This window comes from Stenotrophomonas sp. TWI1149, assembly GCF_039673155.1.
Lineage (GTDB): Bacteria > Pseudomonadota > Gammaproteobacteria > Xanthomonadales > Xanthomonadaceae > Stenotrophomonas > Stenotrophomonas maltophilia_AA.
The window spans coordinates 1-18,640 of sequence record NZ_JBDJLB010000013.1 but is presented as its reverse complement, the minus strand read 5'-3'; the positions used below and the strand labels follow the sequence as shown (position 1 = coordinate 18,640).

The 18,640-nt window shown below is 69.1% G+C and carries 6 protein-coding genes; 2 read left to right on the top strand and 4 right to left on the bottom strand.

The window, feature by feature from the left end:
• Nucleotides 1-100 precede the first annotated feature (100 nt).
• Nucleotides 101-8,710 (bottom strand): ESPR-type extended signal peptide-containing protein, encoded by an 8,610-nt coding sequence (locus ABE424_RS14950; protein WP_346491379.1) that lies wholly within the window; start codon nucleotides 8,708-8,710, stop codon nucleotides 101-103.
• Between the two features lie 450 nt (nucleotides 8,711-9,160).
• A complete protein-coding gene (purL, locus tag ABE424_RS14945) occupies nucleotides 9,161-13,045 on the bottom strand; it encodes a phosphoribosylformylglycinamidine synthase (protein WP_346491380.1) in 3,885 nt (1,294 codons plus the stop codon).
• Between the two features lie 290 nt (nucleotides 13,046-13,335).
• On the opposite strand from purL, the gene ABE424_RS14940 reads away from it, so the two are divergent.
• Nucleotides 13,336-15,444: a glycosyl hydrolase family 18 protein gene (locus tag ABE424_RS14940; protein WP_346491381.1), complete on the top strand. Its 2,109-nt coding sequence runs from the start codon at nucleotides 13,336-13,338 to the stop codon at nucleotides 15,442-15,444.
• 116 nt (nucleotides 15,445-15,560) lie between these two features.
• Here the strand turns inward: ABE424_RS14940 and ABE424_RS14935 are convergent, their stop codons facing one another.
• Together ABE424_RS14935 and xerD are read right to left on the bottom strand one after the other, a co-directional pair.
• Complete coding sequence (locus ABE424_RS14935) at nucleotides 15,561-16,340, bottom strand: thioredoxin fold domain-containing protein (RefSeq protein ID WP_346491382.1); 780 nt, start codon at nucleotides 16,338-16,340, stop codon at nucleotides 15,561-15,563.
• A gap of 104 nt (nucleotides 16,341-16,444) precedes the next feature.
• Nucleotides 16,445-17,422, bottom strand: coding sequence for a site-specific tyrosine recombinase XerD (gene xerD, locus ABE424_RS14930; RefSeq protein ID WP_176990448.1), 978 nt, complete (start codon nucleotides 17,420-17,422; stop codon nucleotides 16,445-16,447).
• A gap of 59 nt (nucleotides 17,423-17,481) precedes the next feature.
• On the opposite strand from xerD, the gene ABE424_RS14925 reads away from it, so the two are divergent.
• Nucleotides 17,482-17,970 (top strand): RDD family protein, encoded by a 489-nt coding sequence (locus tag ABE424_RS14925; protein ID WP_346491383.1) that lies wholly within the window; start codon nucleotides 17,482-17,484, stop codon nucleotides 17,968-17,970.
• Nucleotides 17,971-18,640: the final 670 nt, after the last annotated feature.

Below are 18,640 nucleotides of genomic sequence, written 5' to 3'. Positions count from 1 at the left end.
GAGCTCCCTGGCCGGCCCTGGCCAGGGTTCCCGTGACCCGCCCCCTCAGGCCTTGCATTGCGTTGCAGCGGGGCCGCGCACGGCCCCGCGTTGAAACGGCTTACCAGCCAAAGCCGGCACCCACGCCGACCGAGCTGTCATCACTGCTGAAGGCACCGCCCAGGGTCACCGTGGCGCGCTCGCTGAGCGCGCGCTGGTAGCCCAGCGACAACGCCGATTCGCCGCCCTGGAAACCGACGCCGACACCGACGCGGTTCTGGGTGCGCACGCCGGCGGCGCTGGTGGCCATGTTGAGCATGGCCGCGCTCATCGCACCCTGGCGATCAATGCGACGGTCCTGGTGACGCAGGCGCTGGTCGATCTCGCCCTTGTAGATATCGAAACTGTCGGCCATCGAGGTGAAGCGCTGGTCGGTGTAGCTGTTGGCGGTCGCGATGCCACCGTCCAGCTGGCCCTTGTTGACCGCATCGGTGGCCTGCGTACCGGCCGCCACGTTGGCGACCTGACGCTCGTTGCCGACGCTGCCGACCGAGACCGTATCGGCACGATCCGCGACCGAGCCCTGGCCCAGTGCCACGGAGTTGGCGGCCGAGGCGGTCGCGCCCTGGCCGATCGCCGTGGCCGACGCCCCGCTGGCCACGGCACCGTCGCCCATCACCACCGCATTGACCGCGGCCGGTGCGGCGGCGGGCGCACTGAGCGGCTGACTGCTGCCCACGCTCGCCGCGGTCGGCGTGCCCTGTACCGTCGCAATCGCGTCCTCGCTGGCAGCACTCATGACACTGGCGTCCGGTGCGACGCTGGCGGTGGCCACTGCGGCGGTGCGTGCACGTGCACCGCCACTGCCGCCACCGGCCACGCGCTGGTCCAGGTCGCTGACCTTGCGGTCCAGCGCACCCAGTGCGTCGCCCACGTTGCTGTACGTCGCCCCCTGGATCACATAGTTCGGCGCGACGAACACCCCCTGCATGCCCACGCTGGCGCCGCCGCCGAGGAAGGTGGCGACATCGGTCAGCGACTGGAACAACTGTCCGCCGTTGATCGCCTGGCGGCTGCCGGACGCGATCGAACCGCTGCCGACGTTGTCCAGCGTGGTGCCCTGCAGACCCGACAGGGTCAGTGTGTCTCGGCTGCTGTCGTCGTAGGTCAGCGCATTGGCGGTGACGTTCTCGACCGAGCCGATCCGGGTGTCGATATCACCGACCTGGGTTTCCACCGCACCGACACGCTGGTTGGTGGTGTTGAGCTGGCCACCGGTCACCGCATCGGTGCTGCCTGCCGCGATGCGGCCGGTGCCGACGTTGACGATGCGGCGCGTGGCCGGGCCGTCGGTGCCATTGCCGCCACCCACCGAGACTACGTTGGCCTCCACTGCGCGCGACCCGGCACCCAGCGCCACGGCGTTGGCACCGGAGACGCCCGCTGCCGAACCGATCGCGATGCTGTTGGCCCCGTTGCTGGCGAACGCGCCGTTGCCGATCGCCACACCGTTGGTTGCGTTGGTCGAGGCCTGGCGGCCGAGCACGGTGCTGTTGGCACCGCGTGCCGAGGCATCGGCGCCGACTGCGGTGGCACCGGTGGCCGAGGCGACGGCGGCGGTACCCAGCGCACTGCTGCGGGTTGCGCTGGCGGTCGCGCCGGAACCGGCGGCGAGCGCATCGCTGCCGCTGGCCGTGGCCACGCCGCTGCCGCTGGCCTGGAAGTGCTTGCCGACCGCATCGGCGGTCGCAGCCACGGTATCCAGCTGCGACTTGGTCACCGCGTCACTGGCATTGACCGCATCCCCGACATTGGTGATGCGGCGCGTGGCCGGGCCGGTGGTGCCGTTGCCGCCGCCGACCGAGACCACGTTGGCCTCGCTGGTGCGGGCACCGGCGCCCAGCGCGACGCTGCCTGCGCCACTGGCCGACGAACTGGTGCCCAGCGCGGTGGCATTGATGCCGCTGTACGCGTAGCTGTCCTGGCCGATGGCGGTGGCGCCCTGGGAGGTGGCCCAGGCCAGCTGCCCGACCGCCGTGGTGCGTGCCGCGGTGGCCCAGGCGTTGGAACCGGCAGCCACACTGTTGTCGCCGCTGGCCTGCGACGCGTAGCCCAGTGCATTGGCGTAGCTGCCCGAGGCGGCGCTGCCCCAGCCCAGTGCGGACGCGTAATCCCCACTGGCTTCGGCACCGTAGCCCAACGCCGTGGTGCGCACGCCGCTGGCGGCGCTGAAGGTACCGACCGCAGTGCTGTAGTCGCTGCCGGCTTCGGCGCTGTAGCCGAAGGCCGAGGACTGCAGCCCCGTTGCCGTGGCGCCGGCACCGGTGGCGGTACTGAAGCTGCCGTCCGCCTGCGCCCCCGCACCGAGTGCGGTGGCACCGACGGCGCTGGCACTGGTGGCCTTGTCCAGCAGCACGTTGCCATTGTCATCTTCGTAATACAGCGCACCACCGATGGCGGTCGCCGAATCGGCCGTGGCCGAGGCGTTGAAGCCCGACGCCGAGGCGTTGCGCCCGGAGGCCAGGGCGCCGCTGCCATAGGCCGAGGCCCCGGTGCCGAACGCATTGGCCGCTTCGCCCGCCGCGGTGGCATACGCCCCGTCGACATAGCTGCCGACGTCATCGCCATTGCCGCTGCCCGACGCCTGGAAGTACCGGCTGGTGGTTTCCGCGACATCGGCGACCGCATTGAGCTGGTCGACGTTCACCGCGTCGGTGCCTTCAGTACCGGCAGCGACGTTGGTGATCTGCCGCTGCGCGGTGGCCGTACCGACCGAGACCGAGTTGTCGCGATCCGCGGTGGAACCGGCGCCGAGCGCGACGCTGTTCACGCCCTCCGCGCTGGCACTGGCGCCCAGTGCGGTGGCATTGCCCGCATCGGCCCACGAGTTCCACCCGATCGCGGTGGCGTAATCATCGGTTGCCCACGCACCTGCACCGAAGGCGGACGCACCGGTGCCGGAGGCGCGCGACGGCAGCAGACCATAGAAGGTCGTGCCACCGATTGCCACGCTCTCATCGCCGGTGGCTTCAGACGATTCACCCACCGCCACCGCACCCGCGCCGGAGGCGGTCGAGGCGGCACCCACCGCCACGGCATAGGCGTTGGAGGCAACCGCCCCGTAGCCCAGCGCGGAAGAGAGCTGCCCGGTCGCTTCGCTGTAGCTGCCGAAGGCCGATGCACCGGCTTCGGAGGCATTCGCGCGGAAGCCGTTGGCGGTGGCCTGCTGGCCCGCCGCCGTGGACTGGCTGCCGGTCGCCGTGGCGTAAGCACCGCCGGCCTGCGCACCGGCGCCCGTGGCACTGGCACCGATCTCGCTGGCACTGGCGCCGTTGCCGACCGCGACGCTGTCTTCGCCGGTCGCCTGCGCGTCACTGCCCAGGGCCGCGGCGCCTTCGGCGCTTGCCAAGGCGTTGAAGCCGACCGCGGTGGCGTTGTCGGCGACGGCCGTTGCCCCGCTGCCGAGCGCGCTGGCGCCGTTGCCGATGGCGTTGGACGCCTCACCGGCGGCCAGCGCGTTGTCGCCTTCCACGTACGCACCGGCGTCGCTGTCAGCGCTGCCGCTGGCCTGGAAGTACTTGCTGGTGGCTTCAGCCGTTGCTGCCACCTCCTTCAGCTGCGCGACGTTGACCGCATCGGTGTCTTCGGTACCGGCACCGACATTGGTGATCTGCCGATCAATGGCCTCATGCACCACGCCCGCCGCGTCGGTCCAGGCCTGCGCGGCACCTACCGAGACGGCGTTGGCACGATCAGCCAGCGAACCGGCACCGAGCGCGACGCTGTTGTCGGCGTCCTTGGTGGTCCAGGTGTTGCTGCCCACCACGGTGGAATTCACCGCCTGCGCGTAGCTGTTGTAGCCGACGACGGTGGCACCGTCTTCGGTCGCCCAGGCTTCACTGCCGATCGCGGTGGTCTGGATGCCCTGCGTGACACTGCCCGCATCCGCACCGGCCAGCGCGTTGAAGCCGACGGCCACGCCGTCTTCCCCGGTGGCGGCGTTGTTACCCACCGCCACGCCATACAGGCCTGCGTTGGCCTGCACGCCAAAGGCGGCACCGGCGATATCCGCACGCGTGCCCTGGCCTACCGCGGTCGCCACGTCGGCCGCCTGCGTGTTGCTGCCCAGTGCAGTGCCGAAGAAGCCTGCGGTGGCGTTCGCGCCGAACGCACTGGCCTGCCAGCCGTCCGCGGTAGCGAAGTTGCCGATCGCGGTGGATTCTCGCCCCAGCGCCCAGGCGCCGTAACCGACCGCCGTGGCGGCAAGGCCCGCAGCCTCGGAGCCGGCACCGATCGCCACCGCACCGAAGCCCTGCGACAGCGAACCGCCGCCGATGGCGACGCTGGCCGCGCCGGAGGCCGCGCTCAGATCGCCGAGGGCCACCGCGCCTGCGGCGCTGCTGCTCGCATTGCTGCCGATCGCCACCGCGTTGTCCCCGGTGACCGTGGCGTTGAAGCCCAGCGCAGTGGATTCGGTGCCGATCACGGTGCTGCCGCTGCCCAGCGCGGTGGCACCGTTGCCGATCGCGTTGGACGCCTCACCGGCGGCCAGCGCGTTGTCACCCTCCACGTAGGCACCGGCATCGCTGTCGGCACTGCCACTGGCCTGGAAGTACTTGCTGGTGGTGGCGGCCGCATCGGCCACTGCATTCAACTGATTCACGTTGACCGCATCGGTGCCGTCGGTGCCCGCTGCGACGTTGGTGATCTGCCGCTGCGCATCGGCACTGCCGACCGAGACGCTGTCATCGCGGTCGGCGATCGAGTCGGCGCCGAGGGCGACGCTGTTCGCCCCGCTCGAAGTGGCCGCATTGCCGAGCGCGGTGCTGTTGACGCCCGGCGACCATGCACCACCGCCGACGGCCGTGGAGTAGTTGCCGGAGGCTTCGGTGGGCAGCAGGCCGAACAGCGCACCACCGACGGCCACGCTGTTGATGCCGCTGGCCAGGCTGCCCTGGCCGGTCGCGGTGCTGTATGCACCGGAGGCTTCGGCATCGCCACCGAGTGCCACGCTGTTGGAGCCGGTCGCCTGCGCGAAACTGCCCAGTGCGGTCGCGTTGAAGGCCGACGCCACCGCGTAGCCACCGATCGCGGTGGTGTAGTTGGCGGTCGCTTCGGAGGCGAACCCGTAACCGGCCGAGAGCGTCCCGCTGACCACGCTTTCCGCACCGACCGCGGTCGCACCCTCGCCGCTGGCACTGCTGAAGTAACCCAGGGCCACCGATTCTTCACCGGCGGCCTCCGACAGCGCGCCGCCGGCCAGGCTGCCGGCGCCGGAGGCGACACTGGCCGCACCAGTCGCGGTGCTCTGCTCGCCGGAGGCCAGGCTTTCGGCACCGGTCGCCGTCGCGTATTCGGCAGTGGACTGCGCATTGGCGCCGACCGCGATCGCATTGGCACCGCTGGCGACCGCGTTGAAGCCGACGGCACTGGCGTTGTCGGCCAGAGCGAAGGCGCCACTGCCCAACGCCGACGCGCCCGTGCCTGCCGCGAAGCTGCTTGAACCGACCGCGGTGGCGTAATCGCCATCGGTGGCCGCGTTCGCACCGGCGGCCACGCTTTCCTGGCCACCGGCGACGGCAACACCCTCGCCACTGGCCTGGAACTGGTCGGTCGCCGCAGTCAGCTGATCCAGATTGACCGCATCGCTGCCCTCGGTACCGGCGGCCACCTGGGTGATCTGGCGCTGCCGGTCATCGTTGCCGACCGAGACGGTGTAGGCACGGTCGGCGACCGCGCCCGCGCCCAGCGCGACCGCATTGGACGCCGTCGCGCTGCTGCCGGCACCGATGCCGATCGCACTCTCGCCGCCGACGACCACGTTGGTGCCGATGGCGATGCTGTTGATGCTGTTGCCCAATGCCTGGAAACCGACGGCCACGCTGTTGTCGCCGTAGCCGAAAGCACCGCGGCCGAGCGCGGTGGAACTGCTGCCACGCGCCCAGCTGTTGTAGCCGATCGAGGTCGAGCCGGTGCCGCTGGCCCAGGCCGACTGACCGACCGCCGTGGCGTTGGCTTCGGTCGCCCACGCACTGGAACCGAAGGCGGTGGCACCATCCGCGGTGGCCCACGCATACGCGCCGGTCGCGGTGGTTTCCTCGCCGCTGGCGAAGGCGTTGTCGCCCTGCGCCACGCTGTAATCGCCGGTGGCGCGCGCCTTGTAGCCGCTGGCCAGGCTGTTGCTGCCGGTGGCCTGTGCACCGCTGCCGAACGCATTGCTGGTGGTGCCCGTCGCCTGCGCACCGGCACCGACCGCCACGCTGTCCGGCGCGGCAGTGGCACCGATCAGGATCGCATTGCCCTGGTCATCGACCAGCGGCTGGTTGTATTCGTCATACGCCTGGCCCAGGCCGCCGATGGCGACACTGCCCGTGCCGGTGGCGCTGCTGTTGCGGCCCAGCGCGACGGTGTCATCGCCGACTGCGGTCGCACCACCACCGACCGCCGTTGCCCCGGCCCCCAGCGCATTGCTGGCTTCACCGGCCGCCAGTGCATCCTCGCCATCGGCAAAGGCGCCGACCGCACCACTGGCAGCGCCGTTGGCCTTGAACTGCGTCGATGTCGCCGAGGCCGAGCTGGCCACTGCATCAAGCTGCGCCTTGTTGACCGCATCGGTCGCTTCGCTGCCCGCGGCGACGTGGGTGATCTGGCGCTCGTTGCCGACATCACCGACCGAGACCGTGTTGTCGCGGGTGGCGGTGGAGTTGGCGCCCAGCGCGACGCTGTTCGCGCCGCGCGCAGTGCTGTAGAAGCCCACCGCCGTGCTCAGTTCACCGCTGGCCCAGGTTTCCGCGCCGAGCGCCGTGGCGCCCTCGCCCGGAGCGTAGGCGAAGTAGCCCACGGCGGTAGCTTCGGTGCCCGAGGCTTCGCTCAGGGTGCCGTTGGCCACCGCGTAATCGCCACTGGCAATCGCGCCCGCACCCACCGCGGTGGCCGCTTCGCCACTGGCCTGGGTCTGCACGAAGAAGCCCAGGCCAGGCAGCAGATCCGCCGGCCCGCCGATGGCGGTGCTGCTGTTGCCGGTCGCCACGCTCTGCGTACCGACGGCGGTGGAATAGTCGCCGGTGGCATTGGCCACCGCACCGAACGCCGAGGCCTGCGCACCGGCCGCATAGGCGCCGACGCCGTACGACGAAGCAGCGAAACCCGAGGCTTCCGCGCTCGCACCGACGGCCGTGCCGCCGACGCCGGCGCTGGTCGCACCGGTATCCACCGGCACGCCGCCGTTGGTGATCAGCGGGTTGCCATCGGCATCCACCGCTGCACCGCCCACTGCCACACTGCCCGGACCATTGGCCTGCGCATTGGTGCCGAACGCCGCGCTGTTCTGGCCGGTGGCACTGGCGTTGTAGCCGACGGCCGTCGCGTTCTGCGCGGTGACCGTGGCCCCGCTGCCGAGCGCGGTCGCGCCGTTGGCCAGCGCGTTGGCGGCTTCACCGATCGCGGTCGCGTTTTCGCCTGCTGCGAGGGCACCGGCATCGCTGTCGCTGCTGCCGGTGGCCTGGAAGCGCTTGTCGGTGTTGGCTGCGACCGCACCGACCTGGTCCAGCTGCGCCTTGTTCACCGCGTCACTGTCTTCGGTGCCATCGGCAAGATTGGTGATCTGGCGACGCAGTCCGTTTTCCGCATTGCCGACCGATACCGTATCGACGCGATCGGCGTACGAACCGGCGCCGAGCGCCACGCTTCCCACCGCCACCGCAGCCGAGTTCGCGCCGAGGGTCGCGCTGAAATCCGCGACCGCGACGCTGAACGCGCCGACCGCGACCGAGGCTTCACCGGCACTGGCCGCACCGCGGCCGAGCGAGGTGCTGCCCGGGCCGATGGCCAAGGCACCCCCACCGATCGCGGTCGCGCCATCGGCACTGGCTTCCGCCAGGCCGCCGATCGCGGTGGCCGCACCGTTTTCACTGGCCGCCACGGCCGATGCACCGAGGGCGACATCGCCCAGACCGAAGGCCGCTGCACTCTGGCCGAGCGCGATGCTGGCATCCCCGAAGGCCATGCTGCCCTGGCCGAACGAACTCGCCCCGAGGCCGATCGCGAGCGCTTCGCTGCCCACTGCCGTGGTGGCATTGCCGACCGCCTGGCTGCTGCGACCCAGCGCGGTTGCGCCGTCGCCATCGGCGTTGGCGCTGGCGCCTGCGGCCAGTGCACCCTCGCCATCGATCTTCGCCGCATCGGCGTCGCTGCCGTCACCGTCGGCCTTGAAATAGCGGGTCGCGCCTTCGGCGGCGACCGCCACCTTGTCCAGCTGTGCCTTGTTCACCGCGTCCGTCGCGGCCGTGCCGGCGGCGACGTTGGTGACCTGGCGTTCCTTGCCGGCATCCCCCACCGAAACGGTGTTGGCCCGGTTGGCCTTCGAGCCGGCGCCGAGCGCCACGCTGTTGGCCGCCGACGCCGTGCTGTTGCTGCCGATGGCGACCGCGTTGGTGCCCGATGCCGTGGCGTTGCCGTCGACCACGCAGCTGTCGACGATGCCGCTGTTGAGCACCAGGCAGTTCGCATTGCCCCCCACTTCCACCGATTGCGCGTGCGCCGTCTGCACGGCGCCTGCCGTGCCCCATCCAAGCGTCAACGCGATGGCGGCCGAGAGCAGTGCGGTGTTGCGTCCGCCAGAGGTTCGGCGCTGATCGATGACGACACCCGAGGACTGGCTGCTGGCCAATTCCGAGGCGACGACCATCTGCCCCAGTGCTTTGTTCCAGACCTTGCGATAAATCCGATTCATCGATGCGGCTCCTGATTAGGCTGGTTTTAGGCAAAGCGACGCCAACGCCGGACCGCGTGGTCCAACGTCCCCTGGGGGCGTTTTTTCGCTTGATTTACTGCGTTGTGCGCAATGGCTGGCAGATACCTACAGCGTGCACGCCATCCATGCGCTTACTGCGGAACTGAACGCTGTCGAAATGAGCATGCAGTGTTAACGTACAGTTTGAACAACGTCAAGACTTTGACATTGAAATTCATATGACCGCGAATTGCGTCACAGAAACGACGTGTTATCGCGTGATTTTGTTAGATGTATGTGAGCAATCGCCATAACGCGTTTTCACGCTGTAACGCCATGTAACTCATTGCTGTCGATCAGTTTGTGGGCCATGCAAAAGAAAACCGCCGGACAGGCCGGCGGTTTCTTCACGCGACTTTCACCGCATCGAATGCGATGCGGTGCGCAGTATCAGCCGCACCATACTCTTGCGTTGCGGAACATCCGCAGCCACGGCGAATCGCCGTTCCAGTGGTCTGGATGCCAGCTGTGGTTGATCGCACGCGGGGTGCGTTCCGGATGCGGCATCATGATCGTGGTGCGGCCGTCGGTGGTGGTCAGGCCGGTGATGCCGTCGGGCGAGCCGTTCGGATTCAGCGGGTACTGGGTGGCCATGTTGCCATCGCCATCGATGTAACGCAGCGATACGCGCGCTGCGGCCTGATCGACCGCATTGGCGAAGACGGCCTGGCCCTCGCCATGCGCCACCGCGACCGGCAGGCGCGAGCCGGCCATGCCGCGCAGCAGGATCGACGGCGATTCCACCACTTCCAGCAACGCGGTGCGCGCTTCGAACTGCTCGCTGCGGTTGCGGCGGAACTGCGGCCAGTGTTCGGCACCGGGGATGATGTCCTTGAGCTGGCTCATCATCTGGCAGCCGTTGCACACGCCCAAGGCGAAGCTGTCCTCGCGGGCGAAGAACGCCGCGAAGGCATCGCGCAGCGCGCTGCGCTCCAGCACCGAGGTGGCCCAGCCGCGGCCGGCACCGAGCACATCGCCGTAGCTGAAGCCGCCACAGGCCACCAGGCCGGTGAAATCGGACAGCGCGACGCGGCCTTCGATCAGGTCGCTCATATGCACATCGAACGAACTGAAGCCGGCACGTTCGAAGACGTTCGCCATTTCGATCTGGCCATTGACGCCCTGCTCGCGCAGCACCGCCACGCGCGGACGCGCGCCGGTGTTGATGAAGGGCATCGCCACGTCTTCGTTGATGTCGAAGGTCAGCTTGGGCTTCAGGCCCGACGCGTTGAAGTTGCGCGCGATCGCACGCTCCTGATCGGCGTTGTCCGGGTTGTCGCGCAGCTTCTGCATCGCGTGGGTGACCGACCACCAGGCATCGAACAGCGCTTCCCAGCGCCACTCGACCAGGCTGTCGGCCTGCAGCGAGACGCGCACCACCGGGGCGGTGGTCGGGCGCGCGATGCGCTGCGCGCATTCGGTCAGGGCATGACGCTCGACCAGATCGGCGAACGCCGCGCGGTCTTCCTTGGCGATCTGCACCACCGCACCCAGTTCTTCATTGAACAGGCTGCGGAACGGATCATCGCCCCAGGCATCGAGGGTGATGTCCAGGCCGAGACGCGAAGCGAAGGCCATCTCGCACAGTGCGGCGAACGCGCCGCCGTCGCTGCGGTCATGGTAGGCCAGCAGCAGGCCGGCCTGGCGCGCGTCGCGGATCAGTTCGAAGAAGGCGCGCAGGCGCTGCGCATCGTCCAGGTCCGGCACGGCACCGGCGAAGGCCGGCAGTGCGGAATGGTCGGCGTGCACCTGGGCCAGGATCGAGCCGCCCAGGCGCTGTTTGCCAGCCCCCAGGCCGATCAGCCACAGCTCGCTGTCGGCATCGCGGTCGAGCAGCGGGGTCAGCTGGCCGGTCGCATCGGCGACGGGCGCGAAGGCCGAGATCACCAGCGAGACCGGCGAGACCGACTTGTGCGCCTGGCCGTCGGCCTGCCACTGCGCCTGCATGGACAGCGAGTCCTTGCCGACCGGAATGCTCAGGTCCAGCTGCGGGCACAGTTCCATGCCGACCGCACGCACCGCGTCATACAGCAGCGCGTCTTCGCCGTGGTGGCCGGCTGCGGCCATCCAGTTGGCCGACAGCTTCACCGTTTCCAGCGCATCGACCGGCGCCGCGCACAGGTTGGTGATCGCTTCACCGACCGCCATGCGCGCCGAGGCGGCCGCATCCAGCAGGGCCAGCGGGGTGCGCTCGCCGATCGCCATCGCTTCACCGGCAACGGTATCGAAACCAGCCAGGGTGATGGCGACGTTGGCCAGCGGCAGCTGCCACGGGCCGATCATCTGCTCACGTGCGGTCAGGCCGCCGACGCTGCGGTCACCGATGGTGACCAGGAAGTTCTTCGAGGCCACCGAGGGATGCGCCAGCACGCGAAGACCCGCTTCGTGCAGGTCCAGCCCGGCGGTCTTCAGCGCCGGCCAGCGCGGTGCCGCCGGGTGCACGGTGTCGCGGTGCATCTTCGGCGCCTTGCCGAACAGCACGTCCATCGGCAGATCGATCGGGGCATCGGCCGGGGTGTTGCCCACGGTCGCGCCATAGGCCACGACCAGACGCTCTTCGGCGGTGGCGACACCGACCGCGGCGAACGGGCACCGCTCGCGCGCGCACAGCGCGGCGAACTCGGCCAGGCGTGCCTGCGGCACCCCGAGCACGTAACGTTCCTGCGATTCGTTGCACCACAGCTGCATCGGCGACAGCGACGGGTCATCGGCGGGCACCTTGCCCAGATCGATCACGCCCCCCACGCCGGAGTCGTGCAGCAACTCGGGAATCGCGTTGGACAGGCCACCGGCGCCGACGTCATGGAACCAGCGGATCGGGTTGTCCAGGCCGAGCGCGACGCAGCGGTCGATCACTTCCTGGCAGCGACGCTCCATTTCCGGGTTGTCGCGCTGGACGCTGGCGAAATCGAGGTCTTCGGCGCTTTCACCGGAGGCCACCGAGCTGGCGGCGCCGCCGCCGAGACCGATCAGCATCGCCGGACCGCCGAGCACGATCACCGCATCGCCGGGCTGCAGGCGCAGCTTCTCGACCTGGTTCTGGTCGATCGCGCCCAGGCCACCGGCCAGCATGATCGGCTTGTCGTAGGCGCGGGTCAGGCCCTCGCCTTCGGGCAGTTCGAAGCTGCGGAAGTAACCGAGCAGGTTCGGGCGGCCGAACTCGTTGTTGAAGGCAGCGCCGCCGAGCGGGCCGTCCAGCATGATGTCCAGCGCCGGTGCCATGCGCGGGTTGAGCGCGCGCGGCGCTTCCCACGGCTGCGGCAGGGTCGGGATGCGCAGGTGCGAGACCGAGAAACCGGTCAGGCCGGCCTTGGGCTTGCCGCCGCGGCCGGTCGCGCCTTCGTCGCGGATCTCACCGCCCGCGCCCGTGGCCGCGCCCGGGAACGGGGCGATCGCGGTCGGGTGGTTATGCGTTTCCACCTTGATGCAGAACGCCGAATCCACCACGGCCTCGCTGCGGTACTGGCCGGTGGCCGGGTCCGGACGATAGCGGGCGGCCGGGAAGCCGGCGACCACCGCGGCGTTGTCGCTGTAGGCGCTCAACGTGTGCTGCGGGGTCTGCTGGTGGGTGTTCTTGATCATCCGGAACAGCGAGTGCGACTGGTCGGCGCCGTCGATGGTCCAGCTGGCATTGAAGATCTTGTGGCGGCAGTGCTCGGAGTTGGCCTGCGCGAACATCATCAGTTCCACGTCCGACGGCTTGCGGCCCAGATCGCCGAAGCGCTGGCGCAGGTAGTCGATCTCGTCCTGGGCCATGGCCAGGCCGAGGCGGCTGTTGGCGGCTTCCAGGTCATCCAGTGCGATCCGCTCCAGCTCGCCGCGCGCCGGGACGCTGAACAGCGCCTGGGCCTGCGCGGTCTCGGCCAGCACGGACTGGGTCATCGGGTCGTGCAGCGCCCGGATCACCGCTTCCTGCGCGGCCGCATCGGTCGGCCAGCCGGCCAGGTCGATGCGCAGGCCACGTTCGACCCGGCGGATCGGCTGCCCGGCACCGCGGACCAGCTCGGTCGCCTTGCTCGACCACGGCGACAACGTGCCCAACCGCGGCACCACGAAGCGCGACACCGCCCCGTCCTCACGCCCGGCCAGCGCCGGCTGGGCTTCCAGGATCCGGCTCAGGATCGCCGGGTCCGGGGCCGCATCGCCCTCGGTCTGGATGAAGTAGACATGCCAGGCACCGGTGATGCGCAGATCGGCGGCCAGGGACTGCAGGCGGGATTCAAGACGTTCGCGGCGGAACGGCGAAAGGGCGGATGCGCCCTCGAGGACCATCATGTCCGGGGAACCGTGGTTGGGAACGGGGCCCACTATTGTACCCAAGTCGGCCGCCGCGGCCCGGCCTTGGGGATCGGCCGGCCAGGGCCGGGGACAACCGCGTTCACACCAGAACCATGCGCTGGTTCACGGATTGCACCCGGATTACATGACAACGTTATCACCACCTGGCCTGCGGCCAGGTGCCGTCCGTCCCCCATGTCGTTGCCGGCCTCTCTCACCGGCGTCCGGAACTGCTGCACGCATGCCGCCATCCCGGCGGCATGCGCCCACCTGATCGGAGACCGACCATGCCAGACCCGATTGCGCGCCGTGCAGTGACATCGTTTTCCTCCCCCGCCGCCCTCCTCCGCCGCCCCCGCTGGCTGCTCGCCCTGGCCTTGGCCGCGGCCGCGGGCACGCCCACGCTGGTCCAGGCGGCGAACTGTACCGGGGCCCCCGAATGGAACGGCGCAGCCATCTATCTGGCCGGCCAGACCCTGCAGAAGGGGGGCGTGCTGTACCGCGCCAACCAGGACATCTGGAACGCCCCGCCCGACCACCCGGCCGGCGCGCCCTACTACACCAACCTCGGCGCCTGCGATGGCAGCGCCAGCAACCAGCCGCCCAGCGTCGCGCTGACCTCGCCCGCCGCCGGGGCCAGCTTCAGTGCCGGCAGCAGCATCACGGTCAGCGCCAATGCCAGCGATACCGACGGCAGTATCAGCAAGGTCGAGTTCTTCCGCGGCGGCACCTCGCTGGGCATCGACACCAGTGCGCCCTACAGCGTGGTCTGGACCAACGCCGCGGCCGGCAGCCACACCTTCAAGGCGGTGGCGACCGACAACAACAACGCGGTGACGTCCTCGGCCACGGTCAACGTGACCGTCACCGCCGCCAGCAACGACACCACGCCGCCCAGCGTCCCGGGCGGGCTGGCCTCGCCCGCGAAGACCGCCACCACGGTGAACCTGGCCTGGAATGCGGCCACCGACAACAGCGGCGGCAGCGGCGTGGCCGGCTACGACGTGTACCGCAACGGCAGCCTGGTCGGCTCCCCCGGCGCGACCCAGTACACCGATGGCGGACTCAGCGCGAGCACGGCCTACACCTACACCGTGCGGGCACGCGACAACGCGGGCAACGCCTCGGCGCAGAGTGGTTCGATCAGCGTGACCACGGCCGCCGGCGGTGGCGGTGGCGGCACCAAGCGGGTGATCGGCTACTTCACCCAGTGGGGCATCTATGGCCGCAACTACCAGGTGAAGAACATCGACACCAGTGGTTCGGCGGCGAAACTGACCCACATCAACTACGCCTTCGGCAACGTGCGCAACAACCGCTGCGAAGTGGGCGTGACCCAGGCCTCCGACCCGAACACCGGCGTGGGCGGCGATGCGTATGCCGACTACGGCAAGTCGTTCGCCGCCGGCGCCAGCGTGAGCGGCATCGGCGATACCTGGGACCAGCCGCTGCGCGGCAACTGGAACCAGCTCAAGCAGCTCAAGGCCAAGCACCCGAACATCAAGGTGCTGATCTCGCTCGGCGGCTGGACCTGGTCGCGCGGGTTCTCCAGCGCGGCGCAGCCGGCCAACCGGCAGGCGTTCGTGGCCTCGTGCATCGATGCCTACATCAAGGGCAACCTGCCGGTCGCCGATGGTGCGGGCGGCGCGGGTGCGGCGCTCGGCGTGTTCGACGGCATCGACATCGACTGGGAGTACCCGGTGGCCTGCGGGCTGAGCTGCGGCACGCCGGCCGACAATGCCAACTTCACCGCGCTGCTGGCCGAATTCCGCCGCCAGCTCGATGCGGTGCGGCCGGGCCTGCTGCTGACGGTGGCGGTGGGCGCAGGCGTGGACAAGATTCGCGTGACCGACCCGGCCAGCTATCACCCGTACCTGGATTTCATCAACGTGATGACCTACGACTTCCACGGCGCGTGGGATCCGCAGACCAATCACCACTCGGCCCTGTTCGATTCACCGGCCGATCCGTCCATCAACGACCAGAAGTTCTACAACAGCAATGATGCGATGGAGGCCTTCCTCAGCCGCGGGGTGCCGGCCAGCAAGTTGAACCTGGGCATCGGCTACTACGGCCGTGGCTGGACCGGTGTGGCCGCCGGCAACAACGGGCTCTACAAGAGCGCCAGCGGCGCGGCACCGGGCACGTACGAGGCCGGCATCGAAGACTGGAAAGTGCTCAAGACCCTCAACTGGCCGGTGTACACCGACAGCGTCGCCAAGGCAACATGGATCTCCAACGGCACCACGTTCTGGAGCGTGGACACGCCGGCCATGGTCACCGAGAAGATGGGCTACGTGAAAACGCAGGGCCTGGGCGGTGCGTTCTTCTGGGAGTTCAGCGGCGATGATGCGCAGGGCACGCTGACCAAGGCGATCAGTGATGGACTGAAGTGACACCGCAGCGCGGGACGCTGCCCGGCTGATCGAGCAGGGCGCAGCCCAGCTGATCGAGCGAAGCACCACCCCGCTCAGTGAAGAACACGCCCCGGCCTGGCCGGGGCGTGTTGTTTTCAGCGGCTTCCGCCTGCCGAGACGCGCTCCAGCGCCGCCTTGAGCTGGGCCGGCGGCAGGTAGCCACCGAGCTGGGTGCCGTCGGCGGCGAAGATCGCCGGGGTACCGTTGACGCCCATCTGCTGGCCGAGCTTGTACTGCATCGCCACCGGGTTGGTGCAGTTCTTCGGGGTGACGGCCTTGCCGGTCTTGGCCGCGGTCAGGGCCTGCTTGCGGTCGGCCGCGCACCAGACCGAGATCATGTCGGTGTAGTCCTGGCTGCCCAGGCCCATGCGCGGGAACGCCAGGTATTCCACGGTGATGCCGTTGCGGTTGAGCTCGGCGATGTCCTGGTGCAGCTTGCGGCAGTACCCGCACTCGATGTCGGTGAAGACGCTGACGGTGTACTTGGCGTTCGGCGCGGCGAACACGATGCGCTCGTTGGTGGGAACGCCATCGAGCAGCTTGCGCCGGTAGCTGAGCAGGCCCTGGCTGCTGACCGGCCCCTTGTTCTGGATGTCGTACGGCTGGGACTGCATCAGGTAGCGGCCGTCATCGGAGACGTACAGCACCTGGCCGCCGACCAGCACTTCACGGAACCCGGCAAACGGCGCCGCACCGATGAAATCGGGCTTGAAGGTCGGGTCCAGCTGCTGCAGCGCGGTGCGCACGCGCTGGTCGGCATCGCCGGCAGCGGCCGGAGCAGCGGCCGTGGTCTTGGCCGCCGGAGCGGACGGTTGCTGCGCGCAGGCAGTCAGGCTGAGCGCGCCGAAGAGCGCCGCAATGGCAACACGGAGCATCGAGCATTCCGGTGTAAGGAGTCAGACTGGATTCTCGCACAGCTGCCTGCCCCCGCAGCTGGACCGCAGTGGAACGGCGGCGCGCGCCCCTGTCCGGCGCGGCATCAGCCGCGCGGGTGGTGCTTGGCGTGCAGTTTCTGCAGGTGTTCGCGCGCGACCAGCGTGTAGATCTGGGTGGTGGACAGGGAGCTGTGGCCCAGCAGCATCTGCAGGGCCCGCAGATCGGCGCCCCGGTTGAGCAGGTGCGTGGCGAAGCTGTGGCGCAGGCCGTGCGGGCTGATCCGGGCCGGGTCGATCCCGGCCAGTACCGCATACTTCTTCACCAGGCCCCAGAACTGCTGGCGGCTGACCGGATGCAGGGAGGGCTCCAGGAACATCGGCACGGCGCCGTCCTGCGGAGTGGGCACGTTGCGTTTGCCGGTGAGCCGGGGGCGCGATTCGGCCAGGTAGCGCTCGAGCCAGTGCTGGGATTCTTCGCCGAGCGGGACCAGGCGTTCCTTGCTGCCCTTGCCGGTGACGCGCAGCACACCCTGGCGCAGGTTGACCGCATTGGCCGGCAGGTTGACCAGCTCACTGACGCGCAGGCCGGCGGCATACATGAGCTCGAGCATGGCGCGGTCGCGCAGGCCGAGCGGCGTGTCGATGTCGGGGCTGGCCAACAGCGCGTCGATCTGGCTTTCGGCGAGCGCCTTGGGCAGCAGGCGGGGCAGCTTGGGCGGATCGAGCAGCGCGCTGGGGTCGTCGCTGCGTTCGCCGCGGCGGACGGCATCGGCGAAGAAGGCGCGCAGGGCGGAGAGCAGGCGGGCATTGCTGCGCGGCGACCAGCCATGACGGGAGCGCCAGGCGAGGTAGTCGAACAGCCCGGCGCGGTCGAGGCCGGCCAGTCCCCCTGCGGCGCCATCACGCCAGCGCGCGAGGCCTTCGAGATCGCGCCGATAGCTGTCCAGGCTGGCACGCGCAAGGCCGTGTTCGGCCCAGGCGGTGTCGAGGAAGCGCTGGATGCGGACGTTGTCGTCGTCGCGCAGCTCGGGCAGGTGCTGCACGAGCTGGCGGCGCAGTGCGGGGGTGGTGGCGTCGGACATGCGGACAGCATACGGAGGCGAATGATCGGGGGCCATCGAACGTGGGCGGCGGGCCGGGTATGCTCCGGGACATGACCGATGCCCCGCTGTCGTCCACTGCTGCTGATCGTCCTGCGTCGTTGCTGCTGTGGCGCTTGCTGTCGCTCCTGTACGACCTCTTCCCGGCGCTGGCGCTGTGGATGCTGCTGGGTGCGCTGTTCGTGGCGGTCTACACGTTGAGCGGCCATGCGGAGCGCGAGAACATCGCGCCATTCAGTGCGTGGCAGTGGGCCTTGTGGGCCTGCTGCTGGGGCGTGACCGGGGTGTACGCGACGATGAGTTGGCGTCGCGGTGGGCAGACACTGGGGATGCGGCCGTGGCGATTGCAGGTGGTGTCGCTGGACGGCACGGTGCCGACGCGCAGGCAGTTGTGGCTGCGGTATGCGGTGGGCTCGCTGTCGGTGTTGGCGGCCGGCCTGGGGTTCTGGTGGGCGCTGGTGGATCGACAGCGCCTGACCTGGCATGACCGGGCCAGCAGGACGCGGGTTGTCCGGTTGCCTAAGCGCTGACGCTTTGACGCTTTGACGCTTTGACGCTTTGACGCTTTGACGCTTTGAAGCTTTGAAGCTTTGAAGCTCTGATGCCTTACAGAACAACGCGAATAGCAGCGTTTCCACTTTCCGTGCGTTTGCGGAGAGGCGCAACCCATTTCTGGGCCCGCCGCAAGTACGTCCATGTAGGCTCGTAGTGCGCCATCCATGGCGCACTACGGCCCTGAAATGGGCTGCGCCTCTCCGCATTGATAGATCGCGAAGTGCGGTTGGTGAAAGCGGTTTTTTTTGCGTGGCTGACGTTTTGCACTGAATACCAGCTCTCGCGATCGAGACGCCTTAAGAAGCGCAATCTTCATCGCGAAGTCGAACCTTCGCTCAGTCGCTAAGTCGCTAAGTCGCTAAGTCGCTAAGTCGCTAAGTCGCCAAGATTCAATGCGAACAGCGGCACTTCGCCAACCCATCAGAATGGTAGAGCCGGGCCATGCCCGGCTGCTCTCCCTCCCCCACCAGCACACTGTCGGAGGCGCGGCGGGATTGCCAGGCCGGGACCGTGTGCTGCCATGGATGGCAGCACACGAGCCTTATCTGTTCGGAATCTGGCAGCTTAGGTGCCGAGAGCCGGCGTGGGCCGCCGTACGAGCCTGGATCTGAGCGATCGCCATGTAGCTTGGCGCCCACGCCGGAA

Excerpts from the sequence above, each read along its gene's own strand:
- purL (WP_346491380.1), bottom strand. The coding sequence starts at position 13,045 with ATGATGGTCCTCGAGGGCGCATCCGCCCTTTCGCCGTTCCGCCGCGAA.
- ABE424_RS14940 (WP_346491381.1), top strand. The coding sequence starts at position 13,336 with ATGCCAGACCCGATTGCGCGCCGTGCAGTGACATCGTTTTCCTCCCCC.
- xerD (WP_176990448.1), bottom strand. The coding sequence starts at position 17,422 with ATGTCCGACGCCACCACCCCCGCACTGCGCCGCCAGCTCGTGCAGCAC.
- ABE424_RS14950 (WP_346491379.1), bottom strand. The coding sequence starts at position 8,710 with ATGAATCGGATTTATCGCAAGGTCTGGAACAAAGCACTGGGGCAGATG.
- ABE424_RS14935 (WP_346491382.1), bottom strand. The coding sequence starts at position 16,340 with ATGCTCCGTGTTGCCATTGCGGCGCTCTTCGGCGCGCTCAGCCTGACT.
- ABE424_RS14925 (WP_346491383.1), top strand. The coding sequence starts at position 17,482 with ATGCTCCGGGACATGACCGATGCCCCGCTGTCGTCCACTGCTGCTGAT.